Below are 1044 nucleotides of genomic sequence, written 5' to 3'. Positions count from 1 at the left end.
GCCTCCAACAGTTCGGGGCGGAGTTCCTCGAATGCTCCTTCGGGCCAGATCTTGAGGCGGTCGTGGACGGTGGCCATGTGGTGTTCTTGGAAGTGGACGGGCGAGATGTCGGCTGCGCGGGACTGCGCTGCGAATGCTTCACCGAATGCTTCGGCGATGGCGGGTTCGACATGGTTCTCGAGTGCCCGTGCCCAGGCGGCGAATGATGCTTGCGCGGCGTCGATGTCGGGGATCGGATCAGGGTTGCCAGCATCTGCGAGAAGCGCATCGTCTCCCGCGAGAGCAGCCACAAGCTCCTCGACGAATGCCTGGTCGGCGGCAGGGTCCTCGACGTGGGGCGGAAGCGTCTCCGGGATCAACAGGAGTCCCGAGCTGGCTGTCAGAGCGGGTACGGGTTGTCCGAGGATGAGTTGACGGGTGGTGTCGAGCCAGATGGTCATCGCGGTGATGACAGCCTGGTAGATGTTGCGTTCGCCGCGGCGGATTCGTGCGTCCGCTCGCATCCGCTCCGACAACCACGGATCCTGCCTGGCCATCAGAACACCCAGAACTCGTGCAGCGCCCACACAATCCGAACGAACTCCAGGACGCTACTCATGTGCGACTGCCAGGACTCGTTCCAGATCCGCTCGTGTGTGCGGTCGGCGGGTCACGATCAGCTCCCGCACGTACCAGTCGCACAACTCCCGCAGCTTCGTCGACTCCGGCAGCACGATCGTCATGTGATCCCACGCGCCGACGAGGAGTTTGTCGCAATCCTCGTGTGTGGATGCGATTCTCAGCCGGGTGTGCAGCAGGTGAGCAGGCACTGTCGGTGAGGATGTGCGGTCCCACCGGCGTAGCGACTTCTTCCCCGCCACCTCGAGCGCGCGGAGTACCGCGATTTCACAGGCCATGGTTTCGGCTTGGAACGATGCCACTGTCATTCGCCTGGTCCTGTCTCGACGTTGTCGTTTGGTTGTTCGGTGGGTTTCTCGGGGATGGTCTGCTCGGCTTTCGGTTCGGGCGGCGGTGGCGGGACGGTCGCGCCGGCATTCTCGGGTG

2 protein-coding genes are annotated in these 1044 nt (G+C 63.7%); both read right to left on the bottom strand.

Going from position 1 to position 1044, the window contains the following annotated elements; all coding sequences use genetic code 11:
• On the bottom strand, window positions 1-536 hold a 536-nt coding region (locus AC3XQU_RS22685; protein WP_489876427.1), incomplete at its 3' end, for a hypothetical protein.
• Window positions 537-590: 54 nt separating this feature from the next.
• The gene (locus AC3XQU_RS22680) at window positions 591-926 is read right to left on the bottom strand and encodes a hypothetical protein (protein ID WP_489876426.1); all 336 of its coding nucleotides are present in this window, start codon (window positions 924-926) and stop codon (window positions 591-593) included.
• Between the last annotated feature and the right edge of the window lie 118 nt (window positions 927-1044).

The organism is Telluria sp. AZSoR62 (genome assembly GCF_058111565.1).
This window is presented reverse-complemented; position numbering and strand designations above follow the sequence as displayed.